This window comes from Pseudonocardia wallangbongensis (genome assembly GCF_054486945.1).
The window spans coordinates 113,201-130,876 of sequence record NZ_JBRERS010000018.1 but is presented as its reverse complement, the minus strand read 5'-3'; the positions used below and the strand labels follow the sequence as shown (position 1 = coordinate 130,876).

The 17,676-nt window shown below is 72.7% G+C and carries 16 protein-coding genes; 2 read left to right on the top strand and 14 right to left on the bottom strand.

Translation table 11 applies throughout. The features are described 5' to 3' along the window. Positions 1-416: 416 nt before the first annotated feature. From tyrS to ACU436_RS38905, 13 genes are all read right to left on the bottom strand, one after another. Positions 417-1,688 carry a tyrosine--tRNA ligase gene (tyrS, locus tag ACU436_RS38965; RefSeq protein WP_459032144.1) on the bottom strand — a complete coding sequence of 424 codons (1,272 nt, stop codon included), beginning with the start codon at positions 1,686-1,688 and terminating at the stop codon, positions 417-419. Between the two features lie 34 nt (positions 1,689-1,722). Continuing rightward, complete coding sequence (locus ACU436_RS38960; RefSeq protein ID WP_459032143.1) at positions 1,723-2,706, bottom strand: iron-siderophore ABC transporter substrate-binding protein; 984 nt, start codon at positions 2,704-2,706, stop codon at positions 1,723-1,725. Between the two features lie 19 nt (positions 2,707-2,725). Continuing rightward, positions 2,726-3,361 carry a DNA-3-methyladenine glycosylase gene (locus ACU436_RS38955; RefSeq protein ID WP_459032142.1) on the bottom strand — a complete coding sequence of 212 codons (636 nt, stop codon included), beginning with the start codon at positions 3,359-3,361 and terminating at the stop codon, positions 2,726-2,728. Continuing rightward, entirely contained in the window at positions 3,358-4,599 is a 1,242-nt protein-coding gene (locus ACU436_RS38950; protein WP_459032141.1) for an aminotransferase class I/II-fold pyridoxal phosphate-dependent enzyme, read from the bottom strand. The genes ACU436_RS38955 and ACU436_RS38950 overlap by 4 nt, the downstream gene beginning before the upstream one ends. Next, positions 4,596-6,008 carry an argininosuccinate lyase gene (gene argH / locus ACU436_RS38945; protein ID WP_459032140.1) on the bottom strand — a complete coding sequence of 471 codons (1,413 nt, stop codon included), beginning with the start codon at positions 6,006-6,008 and terminating at the stop codon, positions 4,596-4,598. Before argH ends, ACU436_RS38950 begins: the two co-directional genes overlap by 4 nt. After that, a complete protein-coding gene (argG, locus tag ACU436_RS38940) occupies positions 6,008-7,450 on the bottom strand; it encodes an argininosuccinate synthase (protein WP_459032139.1) in 1,443 nt (480 codons plus the stop codon). The genes argH and argG overlap by 1 nt, the downstream gene beginning before the upstream one ends. An 18-nt stretch (positions 7,451-7,468) precedes the next feature. After that, positions 7,469-7,942 (bottom strand): arginine repressor, encoded by a 474-nt coding sequence (locus tag ACU436_RS38935; protein ID WP_459032138.1) that lies wholly within the window; start codon positions 7,940-7,942, stop codon positions 7,469-7,471. Beyond that, positions 7,921-8,844, bottom strand: a complete 924-nt coding sequence (gene argF / locus ACU436_RS38930; protein ID WP_459032137.1) for an ornithine carbamoyltransferase — start codon at positions 8,842-8,844, stop codon at positions 7,921-7,923. The genes ACU436_RS38935 and argF overlap by 22 nt, the downstream gene beginning before the upstream one ends. Then, on the bottom strand, positions 8,837-10,009 hold the full coding sequence (locus ACU436_RS38925; RefSeq protein WP_459032136.1) for an acetylornithine transaminase: 1,173 nt from the start codon (positions 10,007-10,009) through the stop codon (positions 8,837-8,839). The genes argF and ACU436_RS38925 overlap by 8 nt, the downstream gene beginning before the upstream one ends. Next, entirely contained in the window at positions 10,006-10,896 is an 891-nt protein-coding gene (gene argB / locus ACU436_RS38920; protein ID WP_459032135.1) for an acetylglutamate kinase, read from the bottom strand. The genes ACU436_RS38925 and argB overlap by 4 nt, the downstream gene beginning before the upstream one ends. Further along, complete coding sequence (gene argJ / locus ACU436_RS38915; RefSeq protein ID WP_459032134.1) at positions 10,880-12,040, bottom strand: bifunctional glutamate N-acetyltransferase/amino-acid acetyltransferase ArgJ; 1,161 nt, start codon at positions 12,038-12,040, stop codon at positions 10,880-10,882. The genes argB and argJ overlap by 17 nt, the downstream gene beginning before the upstream one ends. Then, complete coding sequence (gene argC, locus ACU436_RS38910; RefSeq protein ID WP_459032133.1) at positions 12,037-13,056, bottom strand: N-acetyl-gamma-glutamyl-phosphate reductase; 1,020 nt, start codon at positions 13,054-13,056, stop codon at positions 12,037-12,039. Before argC ends, argJ begins: the two co-directional genes overlap by 4 nt. 202 nt (positions 13,057-13,258) lie before the next feature. Then, positions 13,259-13,816, bottom strand: a complete 558-nt coding sequence (locus ACU436_RS38905; protein WP_459032132.1) for a DinB family protein — start codon at positions 13,814-13,816, stop codon at positions 13,259-13,261. 91 nt (positions 13,817-13,907) lie between these two features. Between ACU436_RS38905 and ACU436_RS38900 the strand changes: the two genes are divergently transcribed. Further along, complete coding sequence (locus tag ACU436_RS38900; RefSeq protein ID WP_459032130.1) at positions 13,908-14,858, top strand: helix-turn-helix transcriptional regulator; 951 nt, start codon at positions 13,908-13,910, stop codon at positions 14,856-14,858. Between the two features lie 1,585 nt (positions 14,859-16,443). On the opposite strand, the gene ACU436_RS38895 is transcribed toward ACU436_RS38900, so the two are convergent. Then, on the bottom strand, positions 16,444-16,836 hold the full coding sequence (locus ACU436_RS38895) for a DUF7715 family protein (protein ID WP_459032129.1): 393 nt from the start codon (positions 16,834-16,836) through the stop codon (positions 16,444-16,446). A gap of 69 nt (positions 16,837-16,905) precedes the next feature. On the opposite strand from ACU436_RS38895, the gene ACU436_RS38890 reads away from it, so the two are divergent. Continuing rightward, positions 16,906-17,589, top strand: a complete 684-nt coding sequence (locus tag ACU436_RS38890) for a DNA alkylation repair protein (RefSeq protein ID WP_459032128.1) — start codon at positions 16,906-16,908, stop codon at positions 17,587-17,589. Positions 17,590-17,676 lie beyond the last annotated feature (87 nt).

The following is a 17,676-nucleotide window of genomic DNA, read 5'->3' as shown; positions in this document are numbered from 1 at the left end:
AAACTGGCCCTACAATTGCGCCGAGGACGGGGCCTCGACGACTTAATGTTCAAACTGGCACAAAACCAGTCCATGAACAAGCTCGACACACTGTTGAGTTCTCAAGAGACACCCGCACACCATTTCGATCCTTGCGGATCGGGCCGGGGCAACTTTCATACGGTACGTGGTCCTGGGCGCGGAGTCAAGCTCCGCCAGTCCCACTCCTTCAGGCTAGCACCGAGGTGCTCGGCCTTCCGGGGCGGCCGCCATGATCCGGGGGCTGACTCTGGGCCGGAGAAGATCCGTCCCGGTCTGTCGTGCTGCCCGCCGTGGCGACGAGGAGAAAGTTACACACCCCCGAAAAGGGCCCGAACACCGGGGGTACCTTTTCGATGTCCTCGCAGGTCAGGGGCCATATGGCGGCAGCTCACGGCTCAGCTCGCCCGGACGCCGGCGAGGTTGCGCTTGCCCCGGCGCACGACGGCCCACCGCCCGGGGAGGAGGTCGCCCTCGTCGAGCGTCCAGCCCTCGTCGGGCACCTTCGCGTTGTTGACGTACGCCCCGCCCTCCCCGACGGTGCGCCGGGCCGCGCTGCGGCTCTCCGCCAGCCCGGTCGAGAGCAGGAGGTCGACGATCGTCGGTCGTTCCCCGATCGACACCTCGGCGTGGGGCACCTCGGCCAGGGCCGCGTCGAGGGTGCCGGCGTCCAACCCCCGGAGGTCGCCCCGGCCGAAGAGCGCGGAGCTCGCCGCGACCACCTGGTCGGTGGCCCGTTCCCCGTGCACCAGCGTGGTGAGCTCACCGGCCAGCCGGCGCTGCGCCTCCCTGGCGAACGGCCGTTCGGCGACGGCCTGCTGCAGCTCGTCGATCTCCTCCCGGGACAGGGAAGTGAAGTACCGCAGGTACCGGACGACATCGGCGTCGGCGACGTTGACGAAGTACTGGTACCACGCGTACGGCGAGGTCATCTCGGCGTCGAGCCAGATGCTCCCGCCGCCGGTCGACTTGCCGATCTTGCGGCCGTCCGCGTCGGTGACGAGCGGCGTGGTGAGGGCGTGCACTCCGGCGCCCTCGACCTTCCGGATCAGGTCGACCCCGCCGACGATGTTGCCCCACTGGTCGGACCCGCCGATCTGCAGGCGGCAGCCGTGCTGGCGGTGCAGGTGCAGGTAGTCCTGGCTCTGCAGGAGCAGGTAGCTGAACTCGGTGTAGGACATGCCGTCGCCGTCGAGGCGGCGCTTGACCGTCTCGCGCTGCAGCATGACGTTGATCGAGAAGTGCTTGCCGGTGTCCCGCAGGAACTCGAGGGTGCTCTGTCCGCCGGTCCAGTCGAGGTTGTTGACGACCAGCGCGCCGGTGGGGCCGTCGTCGAAGTCCACGAACCGCTCCAGCTGCCCGCGGATCCGGCTCGCCCAGTCGCGCACCGTGTCGACGCTGTTCAGCGTCCGCTCGCCGACGTCGCGGGGGTCACCGATCATCCCGGTGGCCCCGCCGGCGAGGACGATCGGCCGGGCGCCCGCCCGCTGGAAGCGGCGCAGCGTGAGCAACAGCATGAGGTTGCCCGCGTGCAGGCTGGGCGCGGTGGGGTCGAACCCGGCGTAGAGGGTGAGCACCCCGTCGTCGAGATCACGCCGCAGCGCGTCGAGGTCGGTGCTCTGCGCGATCAGGCCGCGCCACTCCAGCTCATCGAGGATGTTCGTTCCCACGCGAACGATCCTCCCCCACCACTGCCAGCGGGTTTCAGCCGCCCAGATGCGATGCGAGCTCCGCGGGCAGCTCGTCGAGCAGCGACGGCAGGCTCAGCACGCTGCTGAAGGACAGGGCGACGCCCTGCTCCTGCGTGAGGTCGACCACGCGTCCCTCCTGGCCGATCCGCAGCGCCGGGTAGCCGGGCTGGGACTCGAGCGCGGCGTCGTCGTTGCCGGGGATCTCCAGCCAGCCGACGACGTCGTTCTCGTCGAGCATGCCGAGCCGCTCGTTGCTGATGTCGGCGTAGAAGTTGTCCCCGGCGAGCTCGTCGAAGTCCGCGGGGACCGTGAAGCCCAGCGACGTCAGGAACCGGCCCCGGCTGTCCTGCGAGGTCCAGACGAAGTAGCCGGCGCCGGTCGAGCCGGCGGCGGCGATGGCGGCCTTGCGGCCCTCGAACTGCGGGTACTGCCCACGGACGGTGACGAACCGGGCCTCGAGGTCGGAGACCATCCGGTCGGCCTCGTCCGCCCGGCCCAGCGCGGTGCCGATCAGCCGGGTCGAGTCCTGCCAGGCGACCTGGAACGGGTTCGCGCCCGGCGGGTGCGCGATCGTGGGTGCGATCCGCGAGAACGTGTCGTACTCCTGCTGGTCGAGGCCCGCCGACACCGCGACGATCAGGTCCGGTCGCAGCGCCGCCACCGTCTCGGCGTTGATCTCGTCACCGACCAGCACCTGCGGCTGCTGACCCTGCAGGCGGTCGCTCGCCCACGGCCACGTGGCGAACGGCCGGTTGCCGGTGAACTCGCGGATGGCGACGGGCACCACGCCCAGCGCGAGGATCGCGTCCTGGTCGGTGTAGCCCAGCGACACCACGCGCTGCGGTGCCGCCGGGATCACGGTGGAGCCGAACGCGTGCTGAACCGTGACGGATGCCCGCGGATCCGCCCCGGCCGGGGCGGATCCGCCTCCCCCGCACGCGCTGAGCAGGACGGCGGCGGCGAGCAGGGCCGCGGAGGCACGGAGGCGGGCGATCACGCGCGAAGGCTAGGCTTCCCTACCCCCGCCGTCCAGTCGTTGTGATCGGCGCGCTCCGGCCGGGCCGGTACGGGCTCACCGCGGGCGACCCGTCGACGAAGAACCGCCACGGCAGCTCGTGGGCGGCCGCCACCCCGACCCGCGGCCCGGTGCGCACGAGCGCCGGGTCGACCGGCGGCCCGGCCAGCAGCCGGACCGGTGAGGTGGGGTCGGTCACGTCGACGCCGTTGTGCTCCCGCCCCAGCCCGAGCAGGGACGCGAGCCGGGCCGGGCCCTTGGCGAGATCATCATCACGCCGCGCGGTGGGCCGGCGGGCGTGCGCCGCCGCGAGATCGGAGACGACCTCGCCCGCCCGGAGCAGCACCGCCCCCGCCTCGCCGTCCTCCAGCGCGGTGACGTTCGCGCAGAAGTGCATGCCGTAGACGAAGTAGACGTACAGGTGCCCGGCCGGTCCGAACATCACGCCGTTGCGCGGCGTGCGCCCGCGGAAACTGTGCGAGGCGGGGTCGTCGCGGCCGCGGTACGCCTCCACCTCGACGAGCCGGACGGCCATCTCGCCCTCGGGCGTGTCGGCGACGACGGTGCAGCCGAGCAGCCGCACCGCCGCCTCCAGGACGTCGACGGCCAGCTCCTCCCGCGGGAGGAGTTCCGTCACCTGCGCTGCGCCAGCGCGAGCCGGACGCACACCGCCACACCCTCCATCGCCTTGCGCACCTCGGCGAGCACGGGGAACGTCGGCGCGAGCCGGATGATGCTGTCCTGCGGGTCCTCGCCACCGGGGTGCGTGGCACCGGCCGGGGTGAGTGCCAGCCCCGCCTCCCCGGCGAGCCGGACGATCTCGGTGGCGGTGCCCTCCGGCACGGTCAGCGTGACGAAGTACCCGCCGGCGGGCTTGGACCACTCCACGCCCGGGGTGTCGGCGAACTCGCGCGTGAGCACCTCGTCCACCACCGCGAACTTCGGCGCGATGATCTCGCGGTGCTTGCGCATGTGCGCGCGCAGGCCGTCGGCGTCGCGCAGGAACCGCACGTGGCGCAGGTGGTTGGTCTTGTCCGGGCCGATCGTGCGCTTCGACGTGAGCCGGATCCACCAGTCGATGTTCTCCGCGGACGCGCCGAGGAACGCCACGCCCGCGCCGGCGAGCGTGATCTTCGACGTGGACCCGATGACGAACGGGCGGTTCGGGTTGCCGGCCTCGGCCGCGAGCGCGAGCACGTCGGCGATCTCGGCCTCGTCCCCGGTGAGGTGGTGCGCCGTGTAGGCGTTGTCCCAGATGATGCGGAAGTCGGGCGCCGCGGTGGGCATCGCCGCGAGCCTGCGCACCGTCTCGTCGGAGTACACCGCACCCGTGGGGTTGGAGTACTTCGGCACGCACCAGATGCCCTTGACGGTGGGGTCGGCGGCGACCAGCTCCTCGACGACGTCCATGTCGGGGCCGTCGGCGGTCATCGGCACCGGCACCAGCTCGATGCCGAGCCGCTCGCACACGCCGAAGTGCCGGTCGTAACCGGGGACGGGGGCGAGGAAGACGACCCGCTCCTCCTCCACCCAGCGCCGTTCTGCATCGGGGAGGGGGGACAGCAGCGCGTGGACGAGCGTGTCGTGCATGAGCTCGAGGCTGGAGTTGCCGGACGCGACCAGCTGCTCGACCGGGACCTGCAGGAACGGCGCGAAGATCGCCCGCAGCTCGGGGAGGCCGTGCAGGCCCCCGTAGTTGCGGGTGTCGGTGCCGTCGGCGGCGCGGAAGTCCTCGGCGCCGGGCTGGCCCAGCATCGGGGTGGCGAGGTCGAGCTGCTCCGACGACGGCTTGCCCCGGGTGAGATCGAGCTTCATGCCCTCGGCCTGGAGCTTCTCGTAGGCGTCGCGGGCGTCGGCCGGCCCCGGCGTGGTCATGCGGATCCTCCAGAATCGGTAAGGGCCTGTCGCGCGGTGGTGGTGGCGGCGCGCAGGTCGGCGAGCTGTTCGGCGACCCGTACGCCCGCGGTACCACCGCGAGCGGCCCGGGACGCGATCGAGCCTGCCACGGTGAGCACGGCGCGCACGTCCGGGGTCAGCGCGGGGTGCACGGCGGCCAGTTCGGCGTCCGTGAGGTCCGCGAGCCCGACGTCGCGGGCCTCCGCCGCGCGGACGCACCCGCCTGCGGCCTCGTGCGCCACCCGGAACGGCACGCCCTGGCGCACCAGCCACTCGGCGACGTCCGTGGCGAGGGTGAACCCGGCCGGTGCCAGCGCGGCGAGCCGGTCGGTGTGGAAGGTGAGAGTGGCGACCATCCCGGCGACCGCCGGGAGCAGCAGCTCCAGTTGCTCGACGGAGTCGAACAGCGGCTCCTTGTCCTCCTGCAGGTCGCGGTTGTACGCGAGCGGGAGGCCCTTGAGCGTGGCCAGCAGCCCCGTCAGGTTGCCGATCAGCCGGCCCGCCTTGCCGCGCGCGAGCTCCGCGACGTCCGGGTTCTTCTTCTGCGGCATGATCGAGCTGCCGGTGGAGAAGGCGTCGTCGAGGGTGACGTAGGAGAACTCCGCCGTGGCCCACACGATCACCTCCTCGGCGACCCGGGACAGGTCGACGGCCACCATGGCCAGCACGAACGCCGCCTCGGCCGCGAAGTCGCGCGAGGCCGTGCCGTCGATCGAGTTGGCCGACGACGAGTCGAAGCCCAGCTCGGCCGCCACCGCCTCCGGGTCGAGCCCGAGCGAGGAACCGGCCAGCGCCCCCGACCCGTACGGGGAGACGGCCGCCCGCCGGTCCCAGTCCCGCAGCCGGTCGACGTCACGCATCAGCGCGTGGGCGTGCGCGGCGAGGTGGTGCGCGAGCAGGACGGGCTGCGCGTGCTGCAGGTGGGTGCGGCCGGGCATGGGCGCGTCCGGGTGCGCACCGGCCTGCGCGACCAGCGCGTCGACGACGTCCAGGACACCGGCTCCGACCCGGCGGGACGCGTCGCGCAGCCACATCCGGAAGAGCGTGGCGACCTGGTCGTTGCGGGACCGGCCCGCGCGCAGCTTGCCGCCCAGATCGGGTCCTGCCCGTTCGATCAGGCCGCGCTCGAGGGCGGAGTGCACGTCCTCGTCGTCGGGTGCCGGGCCGAACGCGCCGGACTCGACGTCGGCGGCCAGCTTCGCGAGCGCGTCGAGCATCCCGGCCAGCTCGTCGTCGGTGAGCAGACCCGCACGGGCGAGCACGCGCGCGTGCGCCATCGAGGCCCGCAGGTCGTAGGGCGCGAGGCGCCAGTCGAACTGCGTGGACTTCGACAGCGCCGCCAGCGCGTCGGCGGGTCCGGAGGCGAACCGGCCTCCCCAGAGCGCCATCAGTCGGTGCCCGCTTCCAGCGCGGCGTCGTCGAGGGACTTCTCCGAGTCGCGGTCACCGGCCGCGGCGCCGTCGGGGACCGTCGCGATCCGGTCGAAGCCACCGGCCGGCAGCTCGCCGAACAGCGTGCCGTGCTCGACGAGCACCGTGCCCTGCTCGGCCGGCTGCCCGGCGTAGGCCTCCAGCTTGGCGCGGGAGTCGGCGATGTCGAGGTTGCGCATCGTGAGCTGGCCGATCCGGTCCGTCGGCCCGAAGGCGGCGTTCTCGACGCGCTCCATCGAGAGGCGGTCCGGGTGGTAGGAGAACCCGATCCCCTCGGTGTCGAGGATCGTGTAGTCGTCGCCGCGGCGCAGCCGGAGCGTGACGGTGCCGGTCACCAGCGAGGCGATCCAGCGCTGGACCGACTCGCGCACCATCAGGGCCTGCGGGTCGAGCCAGCGCCCCTCGTAGAGCAGCCGGCCGAGCTTTCGGCCCTCGTTGTGGTAGTTCGCGACGGTGTCCTCGTTGTGGATCGCGTTGAGCAGCCGCTCGTACGCGGCGAAGAGCAGGGCCATCCCGGGCGCCTCGTAGATACCGCGCGACTTGGCCTCGATGATCCGGTTCTCGATCTGGTCGGACATGCCGAGGCCGTGGCGCCCGCCGATCCGGTTGGCCTCCTGGACGAGCGCGACGGGGTCGGCGAACCGCCGGCCGTTCAGGGCCACCGGGTAGCCGGCCTCGAACGTGACGGCGACGTCCTCGGTCTCGATCCGGGTCGCCGCATCCCAGAACTTCACACCCATGATCGGTTCGACGGTCTCGAGGGACACGTCGAGGTGTTCGAGCGTCTTCGCCTCGTGGGTGGCGCCCCAGATGTTGGCGTCGGTCGAGTACGCCTTCTCCGCCGAGTCCCGGTAGGGCAGCCCGTGCGCGGTGAGCCAGGTGCTCATCTCGTGGCGGCCGCCCAGCTCCTGCACGAAGTCGGCGTCCAGCCACGGCTTGTAGATGCGCAGCTCGGGGTTGGCCAGCAGGCCGTAGCGGTAGAACCGCTCGATGTCGTTGCCCTTGAACGTCGAGCCGTCGCCCCAGATGTTCACGTCGTCGGACTGCATCGCCCGCACCAGCAACGTCCCCGTGACGGCCCGGCCCAGCGGGGTGGTGTTGAAGTAGGTCCGGCCCCCGGACCGGATGTGGAAGGCGCCGCACGCCAGCGCCGCCAGGCCCTCCGCGACCAGCTGCGGCTTGATGTCGACCGCGCGGGCGATCTCGGCACCGTACTGCTTGGCGCGTGCCGGGACGCCGGAGATGTCCGGCTCGTCGTACTGGCCGAGGTCCGCGGTGTAGGTGCACGGGATCCCGCCCTTGTCGCGCATCCAGGCGACCGCCACGGAGGTGTCGAGGCCTCCGGAGAAGGCGATGCCGATGCGCTCACCCTTGGGGATGGAGGTCAGGACCTTGCTCACGGGTTGGTTGCTCCTTGTTCAGAGTTCGCGTAGCCGAGCGACGAGTTCGGACCCGGTGAGGGGCTCACGGGCCACCACCAGGAGGGTGTCGTCGCCCGCGATCGTGCCGACGATGTAGTTCAGGGCTGCCCGGTCGAGCGCACTCGCCAGGTAGTGCGCCCCGCCGGGGGGCGTGCGGAGCACGGCCAGGTTCCCACTCGCGTCCGCGGCCGTGAGCAGCTCCCCCAGCAACCGGGCGAGCCGGACCGTTCCGCCCTCCACGCCGCGGACGGGGCTCCCGTCGTCCGGGATCACGTAGGCGCCGCGGACCTTCAGCGCGCCCAGCTCGTCCAGGTCGCGGGACAGCGTGGCCTGGGTGGTGGCGATCCCGTCGTCCTCCAGCAGGGCGAGCAGTTCCGTCTGGCTGTGCACGGCCCGGTCCCGGATCAGCTCGACGATCCGGGACTGGCGGCCCGCGCGCGTCCCCGTGGTCACGACTGCCGCATCAACCATGTGAGCAGCGCTTTCTGTGCGTGGAGGCGGTTCTCGGCCTCGTCCCAGACCGCGCTGGCCGGGCCGTCGAGGACGTCGTCGGTGATCTCGTCGCCGCGGTGGGCGGGCAGGCAGTGCAGCACGATCGCGCCGTCCGCCGCCCGTTCCAGCAGGCGCGCGTTGACCTGCAGCGGCCGGAACGGGGCGGTCCGGTCGAGCCCGTCCTCCTCCTGGCCCATCGAGACCCACGTGTCGGTGACGACCACGTCGGCGCCGTCGACCGCGGCGTGCGGGTCGGCGATCAGCTCCACGCCGCCGCCCGTGTCGGTCGCGCGGTTCTTCGCGTCGCGCAGCACGCCGCCGTCGGGCTGGAACCCCTCCGGCGCGCAGATCCGGACGTGCAGGCCCGCCGTCGCACCGCCGAGCAGCAACGAGTGCGCCATGTTGTTGGCGCCGTCACCGAGGTAGGTCAGCGTGAGACCGGCGAGGCGCCCGAACCGCTCGCGGACCGTCTGCAGGTCGGCGAGCACCTGGCAGGGGTGGAACTGGTCGGTGAGCGCGTTGACGACGGGCACGCCCGACCCGCTCGCCATCTCCTCGATCCGGGACTGGTCGCCGGTGCGCCACACGATCGCATCGACGTAGCGGGAGAGCATCCGCGCCGTGTCGCCGATCGTCTCGCCACGGCCCATCTGGCTGGACCGCCCGTCGACGATCAGCGGGTGCCCGCCCAGCTGCGCGATCCCCGCCTCGAACGACAGCCGCGTGCGCGTCGAGGGCTTGTCGAACAGCACGGCGATCGGGCGCGGGCCGGCCAGCGGCCGGTGGGCGTACCGATCGGCCTTCATCGCGTCCGCGAGGTCGAGGATCTCCCGCTGCTCGTCCGGCGTGAGATCGTCGTCGCGCAGGAGGTGTCTAGTCATCCCCGGCGTCCAGGAACTTCGGGAAGGCGGCGAGGAACTCGCGCGCCTGGACGTCGGTGAGCACGAGCGGCGGTACCAGGCGGACCCGGTCCGGCACGGCGTTGTTCACGAGGAACCCGCCCGCGCGGGCAGCTGCGGCCACCGCACCCGACACCGGCTTGCGCAGCCCGATCCCGATCAGCAGACCGGCGCCACTGACGCCGTTGACGAGCGGGTGGCCCAGCGCCTCCATCGACGTCGCGATCTCCTTGCCGACCTGCGTGACGTGCTCCAGCAGGCCCTCCTCGGCGATCGTGCGCAGCACGGCGAGGGCCGCGGCCGCGACGACCGGGTTGCCGCCGAACGTCGTGCCGTGCTGGCCGGCGGTCAGGAGGTCCCCGGCGGCACCGAGGCCGATGCAGGCGCCGATCGGGAGCCCGCCCGCGAGGCCCTTGGCGAGCGTCACGACGTCCGGCACCACGCCGGCCTGCTGGAACGCGAACCACGAGCCGGTGCGCCCGATACCGGTCTGCACCTCGTCCAGTACGAGCAGGGCACCGCGCTCGGCGGTGATCCGGCGGGCCGCCCGCAGGTAGCCCTCCGGCGGGTTGACCGCGCCGGCCTCGCCGAGGATCGGCTCCAGGAACACCGCCGCCGTGTCGGCGTCGACGGCCGCGTCGAGCGCGGCGACGTCGCCGTACGGCACGTGCTCCACACCCGGCGTCATCGGGTAGAAGGGCGTGCGCTTCGGCTCCTGGCCGGTGAGGGCGAGCGCGCCCATCGTGCGGCCGTGGAAGGCGTTCTCGCAGGCGATGATCTTCGACCGGCCGGTGCGGCGGGCCATCTTGAACGCGGCCTCGTTGGCCTCGGCGCCCGAGTTGGAGAACACGACCCGGCCCGCGCTGTCGATCAGCTCGAGGAGCTTCTCGGCCAGGGCCAGGGGCGGCTCGGTGATGTAGAGGTTGGACGTGTGGCCGAGCGTCTGCATCTGCTGCGTGACGGCTTCGACGACGGCCGGGTGCGCGTGGCCGAGCGCGTTGACGGCGATGCCGCTGACCAGGTCGAGGTAGCGGTTGCCCTCGGCGTCCCATACCTCGGCGCCGCTGCCGCGCACGAGCGTGAGCGGCGGGGTGCCGTAGTTGTCCATCATCGCGGCCTGCCACCGCGTCGTCGTGTTCTCGGTCATGGGGTCACCATCGTTCCGACTCCCTCGCTGGTGAAGACTTCGAGCAGCACCGAGTGCGGCATCCGCCCGTCGATCACGTGGGCCTGCGGCACGCCACCGCGCACCGCCCGGAGGCAGGCCTCCATCTTCGGCGCCATCCCGCTGGCCAGGCCGGGCAGCATCGGCTCCAGCTCGGCCGCGGCGAGCGCGCTGATCACCGACTCCGGGTCCGGGTAGTTCGCGAAGAGCCCCGCCACGTCGGTGAGCACCACCAGCTTCGCGGCACCGAGGCTCGCTGCCAGCGCGGCGGCCGCGCTGTCGGCGTTGATGTTGTAGACGGTGCCGTCGACGTCCGGGGCGACGCCGGCGACCACCGGGATCCGGCCCGCCTTCACGATGTCGAGCACGGCATCCGGGTTGACGTGCACGACGTCGCCGACCAGCCCGATGTCGACCGCCTCGCCGTCGACGAGCGCGGTGCGCTTCTCCGCGGTGAACAGGTGCGCGTCCTCACCGGACAGGCCCACCGCGTACGGGCCGTGCTGGTTGATCAGCCCCACCAGCTCGCGGCCCACCTGCCCGACCAGCACCATCCGCACGATGTCGATCGTCTCCGGGGTGGTGACGCGCAGGCCGCCGCGGAACTCCGCGGGCAGGCCGAGCCGGTCGAGCATCGCGGTGATCTGCGGGCCGCCGCCGTGCACGACGACGGGGTGGATGCCCGCCAGGCGCAGGAACACCATGTCCTGGGCGAAGGCCTGCTTGAGCTCCTCGTCGATCATGGCGTTGCCGCCGTACTTGACGACGACGATCTTGTCGTGGAACCGCTGCAGCCAGGGCAGCGCCTCGGCGAGGACGCCCGCCTTCTCGCCGGCGCGCTCGAGGCGGGCCTCAAGAGGAGTACGCACTGTTCTCCTCCACGTAGCCGTGGGACAGGTCCGTGGTGAGGATCTCCGCGGCGCCGTCCCCGAGCCCGAGCGCGATCTCGACGAGGATGTCCGCGCCCTTCATGTCGGCGTCGGCGCGGTCACCCGCGGCCACCCCGCCGCGGCAGAGCAGCACGCCGTTGACCGTGACGTCGATCCGGTCCGGGTCGACCGCGGCGTCGGAGTAGCCGACGGCGGCCGCGATCCGGCCCCAGTTCGGGTCCGAGCCGAACAGCGCGGTCTTGACCAGGCTGTCCCGGGCCACCGTGCGGGCGATCGTGACCGCGTCGTCCTCGGTGGCCGCGCCGGTGACGCGCACCGTGATCCGCTTCGTGACACCCTCGGCGTCGGCCTGCATCTGCCGCGCCATGTCCTTGCACAGGTCGGTGAGCACGGCGCCGAACGCCGCGGTGTCGGGCACGACCCCGGATGCGCCCGACGCGAGCAGCAGCACCGTGTCGTTGGTGGACATGCAGCCGTCGATGTCGAGCCGGTCGAAGCTGACCCGCACCGCGGCGCGCAGAACCTCGTCGAGCACGGGGGCGTCGAGCACGGCGTCGGTGGTGACGACCGTGAGCATCGTGGCCATCGACGGCGCGATCATCCCGGCGCCCTTGGTGAAGCCGCCGACGGTCCAGCCCGCGGGGTCGGCGTGCCCGACCTCCTTGGTCACCGTGTCGGTCGTCAGCACGGCGGTGGCGGCGGCCCGGCCGGCGGCCGCGTCGTCGCCCAGGGCGGCGTGCGCGGCGGTGACCCCGTCGAGGACGTTGGCGCGGGGCAGCTGGGAGCCGATCAGGCCGGTGGAGCAGACCGCCACCTCCACGGCGCCGCAACCGAGCAGCTCCGCCGCCTTCTCCGCGGTGGCGTGCGCGGTCTGGAAACCCTCGGGGCCGGTGCAGGCGTTGGCGTTGCCCGCGTTGAGCACGACCGCGCGCAGCCGGCCGGTGGTCAACACCTGCTCCGACCAGAGGACCGGGGCGGCCTTGACCTTGTTGCGGGTGAACACGCCCGCGGCGGCGTGCTGCGGGCCGTCGTTGACGACGAGGGCGAGGTCGGGGCGGTCGCCGTTGCGGATGCCGGCGACCACGCCGGACGCCCGGAAGCCCTGCGGCTGCGTGACGGTCACGGGGCGACCCCTGTCACGGGGAGGCCGGCGGTCTCGGGCAGGCCGAGCGCCAGGTTCATGGACTGGATCGCGCCGCCCGCGGTGCCCTTCGTCAGGTTGTCGATCGCGGCGACGACGACGAGGCGGCCCGCGTCGGCGTCGACGGTGACCTGCAGCTGGACGGTGTTGGCGCCCAGGGTGGACGCGGTGGCCGGCCAGCTCCCCTCGGGGAGCAGGTGCACGAACGGCTCGTCGGCGTAGGCCTTGGCGTAGACCTCGACCGCCTCGGCCGCAGTCGTGCTCGTGCGCGCCGTGCAGGTGGCGAGGATGCCCCGCGGCAGCGGGGCGAGGACCGGCGTGAAGCTCACGGTCACCGGCACGCCGGCGGCGGCCGACAGGTTCTGCACCATCTCGGGTGTGTGCCGGTGCACGCCGCCCACGCCGTAGGCCGACAGCGAGCCCATCACCTCGGCACCGAGCAGGTGCGGCTTGAGTGACTTGCCCGCACCCGACGTCCCGGTGACGGCGGTGACCACGACCTCGGGCTCCGCGATGCCCGCGGCCATGGCCGGGGCGAGCGCCAGGCTGACCGCCGTCGGGTAGCAGCCGGGGACGGCGACGCGCTTCGCGCCGCGCAGCGCGTCGCGGGCGCCGGGCAGCTCGGGCAGCCCGTACGGCCAGTTCCCGGCGTGCGCGCCGCCGTACCAGCGCTCCCACGCGGCCGGATCGGCGAGCCGGTGGTCGGCGCCGCAGTCGATCACCAGGGTGTCGTCACCCAGCTGCGCCGCCAGCTCCGCCGACCTGCCGTGCGGCAGCGCGAGGAAGACGACGTCGTGCCCGGCGAGCGTGGCCGGTGTCGTGTCCTCCAGCACGCGGTCTGCTAGGGGGAGCAGGTGGGGCTGGTGCGCCCCCAGGCGCGTGCCCGCGCTCCCGCCCGCCGTGAGGGTCCCGATCTCCACGTCCGGATGTGCGAGCAGGAGCCGGAGGAGCTCTCCCCCGGCGTACCCGCTCGCGCCTGCCACCGCTACCCGCGCCATACGTATGACTATGCACGCTGACGCAACCTGATGCAAACCTGTTTGCGCACACCGGAATCGCCGGCATGGGCGTCGGCCCTCGCCGAACCGGCTTCACACACCCAAGACCGGCTTCACACGAGGCCGGCCCCAGGCCGGCCTCGTGTGAAGCCATTGCTGGATGTGTGAAGTGGGCCGAGCGACATCTGACCCGCCGTGCGGGTCAACCCATCGTCTTCTGCCCGTCCAGGGACTCCCGGATGATGTCGGCGTGCCCGGCGTGCTGGGCCGTCTCGCCGACGATGTGCAGGAACACCCGGCGCGCGGACCGGCGGGCGTCCTTGGGGAACCACGGCGCCTCGGGGAGCGGGTGGGACAGGTCCAGGTCGACGGTGGCGACGAGGTCGTCGGTGCGCCGGGCAACCTCGTCGTAGCGGGCGAGCACGCCCTCCAAGGTCTCGTCGGGGAGCAGGCGGAAGCCCGCCGTGAACTTCTCGATCAGCTCGGGGGTCGGCTCGCTCCAGTCGACGCCGCCGCCCATCGCCACGGGGCCGTCCAGGATGAAGTCCACCCAGCCCGACTCGGTCTCGGCGACGTGCTTGATCAGCCCGCCCAGCGTCAGCTCGCTCACCGTGGTGCGCTGCCGGGCCTCGTCGTCGGTGAGCCCCTGCACGGTGTGCCGCAGGAACTGCCGGTGCGCCGCGAGGGTCTCCAGGATGTCCGCACGCTCTCCGGTCGGCGTGGTCATGTCGGGGGCCTCCTGCTGCGTCGGGCTGGTCATCGGTTCCGCCTCTCCGTATCAGTGCTGCTGACGACTACGTTATTGGCCTCAAGTGCCACTTCCTGACCTCAATTCGGGAGAATCTGGGGCCATGGCGAACACGAGCTCACGGACACTGCGGCTGCTGTCCCTGCTGCAGACCCACCGGTACTGGCCGGGGCCGGAGCTGGCCGGGCGGCTCGACGTGTCGGTGCGGACGCTGCGCCGGGACATCGACCGCCTCCGCGAGCTCGGCTACCCCGTGGAGGCGAGCCGCGGCGTCGACGGCGGGTACCAGCTCGCCGCGGGCGCCGCGCTCCCGCCGCTCGTGCTGGACGACGAGGAGGCGGTGGCCCTCGCCGTCGGGCTGCAGGCCGCGGCCCAGGGTGGCGTGGCCGGGATCGCCGAGTCGTCGGTGCGCGCGCTCGCCAAGGTGGTGCAGGTGATGCCGCCCCGGCTGCGGCGCCGCGTGGACGCCCTGCGCGCGATGACAGTGCCGGTGACCTGGGGCGGCGCGGCCCCCAGCACCGACCCGGCGGTGCTCACCTCGCTCGCGCAGGCGTGCCGGGACACCGAGCGGCTCGAGTTCGGCTACACCGCGAGGTCCGGCGAGCGTTCGGACCGGCACGTCGAGCCGCTGCGGCTGGTGTCGCTGGGCCGGCGCTGGTACCTCGTGGCGTACGACCTGGGCCGGCACGACTGGCGCAGCTTCCGCGCCGACCGGATCGACGGCCCCCGGACCACGGGCGCCCGGTTCCTGCCCCGCACCCTGCCCGCGGAGGACGCCGCCGAGTTCGTGCGGGCGTCGACCGAACAGGTGCCCGGCTGGACGGTGGAGGTGCTGGTGGACGCCCCCGCCGCGCGCGTGCGGAAGGCCGTGGACCGCTGGGGCACCGCCGAGGACGCCGGCGACGGCCGGTGCCGGCTGCAGATGCGCGTGGACTCCCTGGACTGGCCGGCCATGTTGCTCGGGACCATCGGCGCGGACTTCGAGGTGGTCTCCCCATCGGAGCTGCTCGACCACGTGCGGGGCTGGGCCCGGACCTTCGACCGCGCCACCTGAGCGCGGCGACGCCCGCGGCCGGGGTCGGCGAATCAGCGGATCACGAGCTAGTGTCCCGAACCGGAAGTTCGGTGCATAAATCGGCGGATCCAGGTTTCCGCCGGGTGCGCCGGCGAGCCGGCCCCGTACCGGGCGTACTCGGACGGTTCGCCGGTGCGGCCAGCGGGAAGCTGGGCCATCGAGTTATGTGGTGGACTTCCGGTTCGGGATCGCTAGCTTGCAGCGGTAGATCGTGATCATGTTGCTGGTCGGCGGCGGTAGTGGCCGGTTCGGCCACTGTGTCGGTGTCGGGTCGCCGGCCCGGCTGCGCGGCAGCTCATCCGAGCGGCCCCGAGCGGCTGGACGGGGCCCGCACACACGGCCTTGGGGCCGATGCCCGTCGATCCGCGGGGCAAGATCCGAAGTATCGGTTGCCCATGGCTGTCCACACGACCATGAACGCCCGATACCTCGGATCTTGACGGGGAAGACCGCAGGTATCGGTTGCCCATGGCTGTCGCCGCAACCATGAACAACCGATACCGCGGATCACGAACGTGACCGCCGCCTCGCGGTCAGGGCTGCCTCGCCACGGGATCGGCTGCCCGTGGGCGCGCCGTACCCGGCTCGCAGCCGACCGCCCCACCCCATCGACCCGGCCCCGGGCACGGCCACTCCCGTCCGGACCCGACCTCACCCCCGCCGGTGATCCGGTTGGCACCACCACCGTCCCCCCGGGGTCACCGGGGCGACCGTCCCCGACCTGCCGGCACGCCAGTCCCGACGAGACCGCCACTGCCGACAACCACTCGACCTGCGGTGGTCCCGCCCGCCCCTTCCGCACTCCCCAGACACCCGGGCGACCCCACGAACAACCCCGACATCGACACCCAGCGGGCCGTGATCGGCGAGATCGGGACATCACACTCACACATGCACGCCAGGTCCCGTATCCGCTGATCACACCCCATCCTCGGATCGCACCAGGCCGGCTGTCGGCCGGCCGGACACTCGGTGCCGACACCACAGCCTGAGCGGCCCGGGCAACGGCACCACCGCCGGTCGAGTCCCACCCAGCCGCAGGATCCCGTCGCCAACCGGCGTGCCAGCAGGCCGGGGACGGCCACCCGGATGACCCCCGGGGGACGGCAGTGACGCCAACCCGACCACCCCGCAAAGATGGCGGGGACCAGGCAAACCGGAGGGAACGCACCCCGGACCAGATCGAGACGAGGGCCCCACACCACGAGCCGGGTACGGCGCGCCCACCGGCAGCGAACCCCCAGGCCAGCTCCACCCGACGACCGTCCCGCATTCCACACCCACCAACAGGACACGAAAGCAGTGGGTGTCCGGTGCCGGTTGCTGACGCAGCCACGGACCGCGCCCCACCAGCGACGCTGCGCCGGGCACCATCACGAACTCCGGCCGTAGTAGCTAGCCGAGCCTGCGCTCGACCACCGTGCTCACCGGCAGGTGGGCCACGATCCCGGCCCTGTTGCTGCAGGCCGGACCGGATCGCCTCGGCATGGTCGGTCGTACCTCGGCGACCCGGGCGGTGGTCGTGGCGCGGTGCGAGGTGAGCGCACCGACAGTTCCGCGCCGTTCACGCGCCGACCCCCAGCGTGCGGACCACCAGCGCGTCGAGCCGGCGCTCGACGACCGAGCCGACCGGCCAGCCCAGCACGAAGGCGGCCAGGTCGACGGCCTCCGACATCGCGCAGTCGGCGCACGTGTTCCAGCCCTGCTGCTGCAGGCTGGACTGGATGGCCAAGGCGTAGTCCCCGAGGGAGAGCGGCACCTCGGCGATCCGCGCCGTGGTGGTGGCGCGGTGCGAGTTGAGCCCGCCGAACCCGCGCCCGCAGCCGCAGCCGCCGTCGGGATCGCCACGGTCGCGGGCGCACACCTCGTCGATCCGCACGAGCTCGCCCTCGATGCAGAAGTGGTAGTCGTTCGGGCGGTCGCCCTGTGTGCGGGCCGTGGCCACGAGCACGTTCATCTCCGTCCCCCTTCTCCACCCGCAGGGTGACAGGGGTCACCGACATTCCCGGGCCGTACGGTCCACCCCGTGCACCCGATCGTCACGCGGCTGCGGGCCGACCTCGCCGCCGAGGCCGACCCGGCCGCGGCCGCCGGGATGCAGCGGTACATGAAGTCGCCGATGCCGTTCCGCGGCGTTGCGAAGCCCGCCCGCGAGCGCCTCCTGAAGGCCGCCGTCGCCGCGCACCCGCTCGCCGACGCCGCGGCGCTCGAGACCGCTGTGCGGGAGCTCTGGGACGGCGCGGGGTTCCGGGAGGAGCGCTACCTGGCCCTGTCGCTCACCGGCCACCGCCGGTACCTGTCGTGGCTCGACCCGTCGTGGGTGCCGCTGCTGCGGCACTGGATCGTCACCGGCTCCTGGTGGGACTTCACCGACGAGATCGCGAGCCGCCGGATCGGCCCGCTGCTGCGCGCGCATCCCGGCGCCCTGCGCCCCGTCGTCCGCGCGTGGATCACCGATCCGGACCGCTGGCTGCGCCGCACCTCCGTGATCTGCCAGCTCCAGGCGGCCGCGGCCACCGACACGGCGCTCCTCACCGAGGCGATCGAGGCCAACGTCGCCGACCCCGACTTCTTCCTCCGCAAGGGCATCGGCTGGGCCCTGCGCCAGCACGTCCGCACCGACCCGGACTGGGTCCGCACGTTCGTGGCCGAGCACCCGGGGCTCTCCCCGCTCTCCCGCAAGGAGGCGCTGCGCCGCCTCGACACCTGACGCGGGCCGACGATGCCGCACTGATCGTTCCGACGTTCGGGTCTCGGTCCTCCGGAAGGCGATCGCGCCGATCTCGCGTCGATCACG

Excerpts from the sequence above, each read along its gene's own strand:
- ACU436_RS38905 (WP_459032132.1), bottom strand. The coding sequence starts at position 13,816 with ATGACCAGCCCGACGCAGCAGGAGGCCCCCGACATGACCACGCCGACC.
- ACU436_RS38950 (WP_459032141.1), bottom strand. The coding sequence starts at position 4,599 with ATGACCACGCCGGGGCCGGCCGACGCCCGCGACGCCTACGAGAAGCTC.
- argH (WP_459032140.1), bottom strand. The coding sequence starts at position 6,008 with ATGGCGCTCTGGGGAGGCCGGTTCGCCTCCGGACCCGCCGACGCGCTG.
- ACU436_RS38895 (WP_459032129.1), bottom strand. The coding sequence starts at position 16,836 with ATGAACGTGCTCGTGGCCACGGCCCGCACACAGGGCGACCGCCCGAAC.
- argF (WP_459032137.1), bottom strand. The coding sequence starts at position 8,844 with ATGACTAGACACCTCCTGCGCGACGACGATCTCACGCCGGACGAGCAG.
- argC (WP_459032133.1), bottom strand. The coding sequence starts at position 13,056 with ATGGCGCGGGTAGCGGTGGCAGGCGCGAGCGGGTACGCCGGGGGAGAG.
- ACU436_RS38900 (WP_459032130.1), top strand. The coding sequence starts at position 13,908 with ATGGCGAACACGAGCTCACGGACACTGCGGCTGCTGTCCCTGCTGCAG.
- ACU436_RS38935 (WP_459032138.1), bottom strand. The coding sequence starts at position 7,942 with ATGGTTGATGCGGCAGTCGTGACCACGGGGACGCGCGCGGGCCGCCAG.
- ACU436_RS38925 (WP_459032136.1), bottom strand. The coding sequence starts at position 10,009 with ATGACCGAGAACACGACGACGCGGTGGCAGGCCGCGATGATGGACAAC.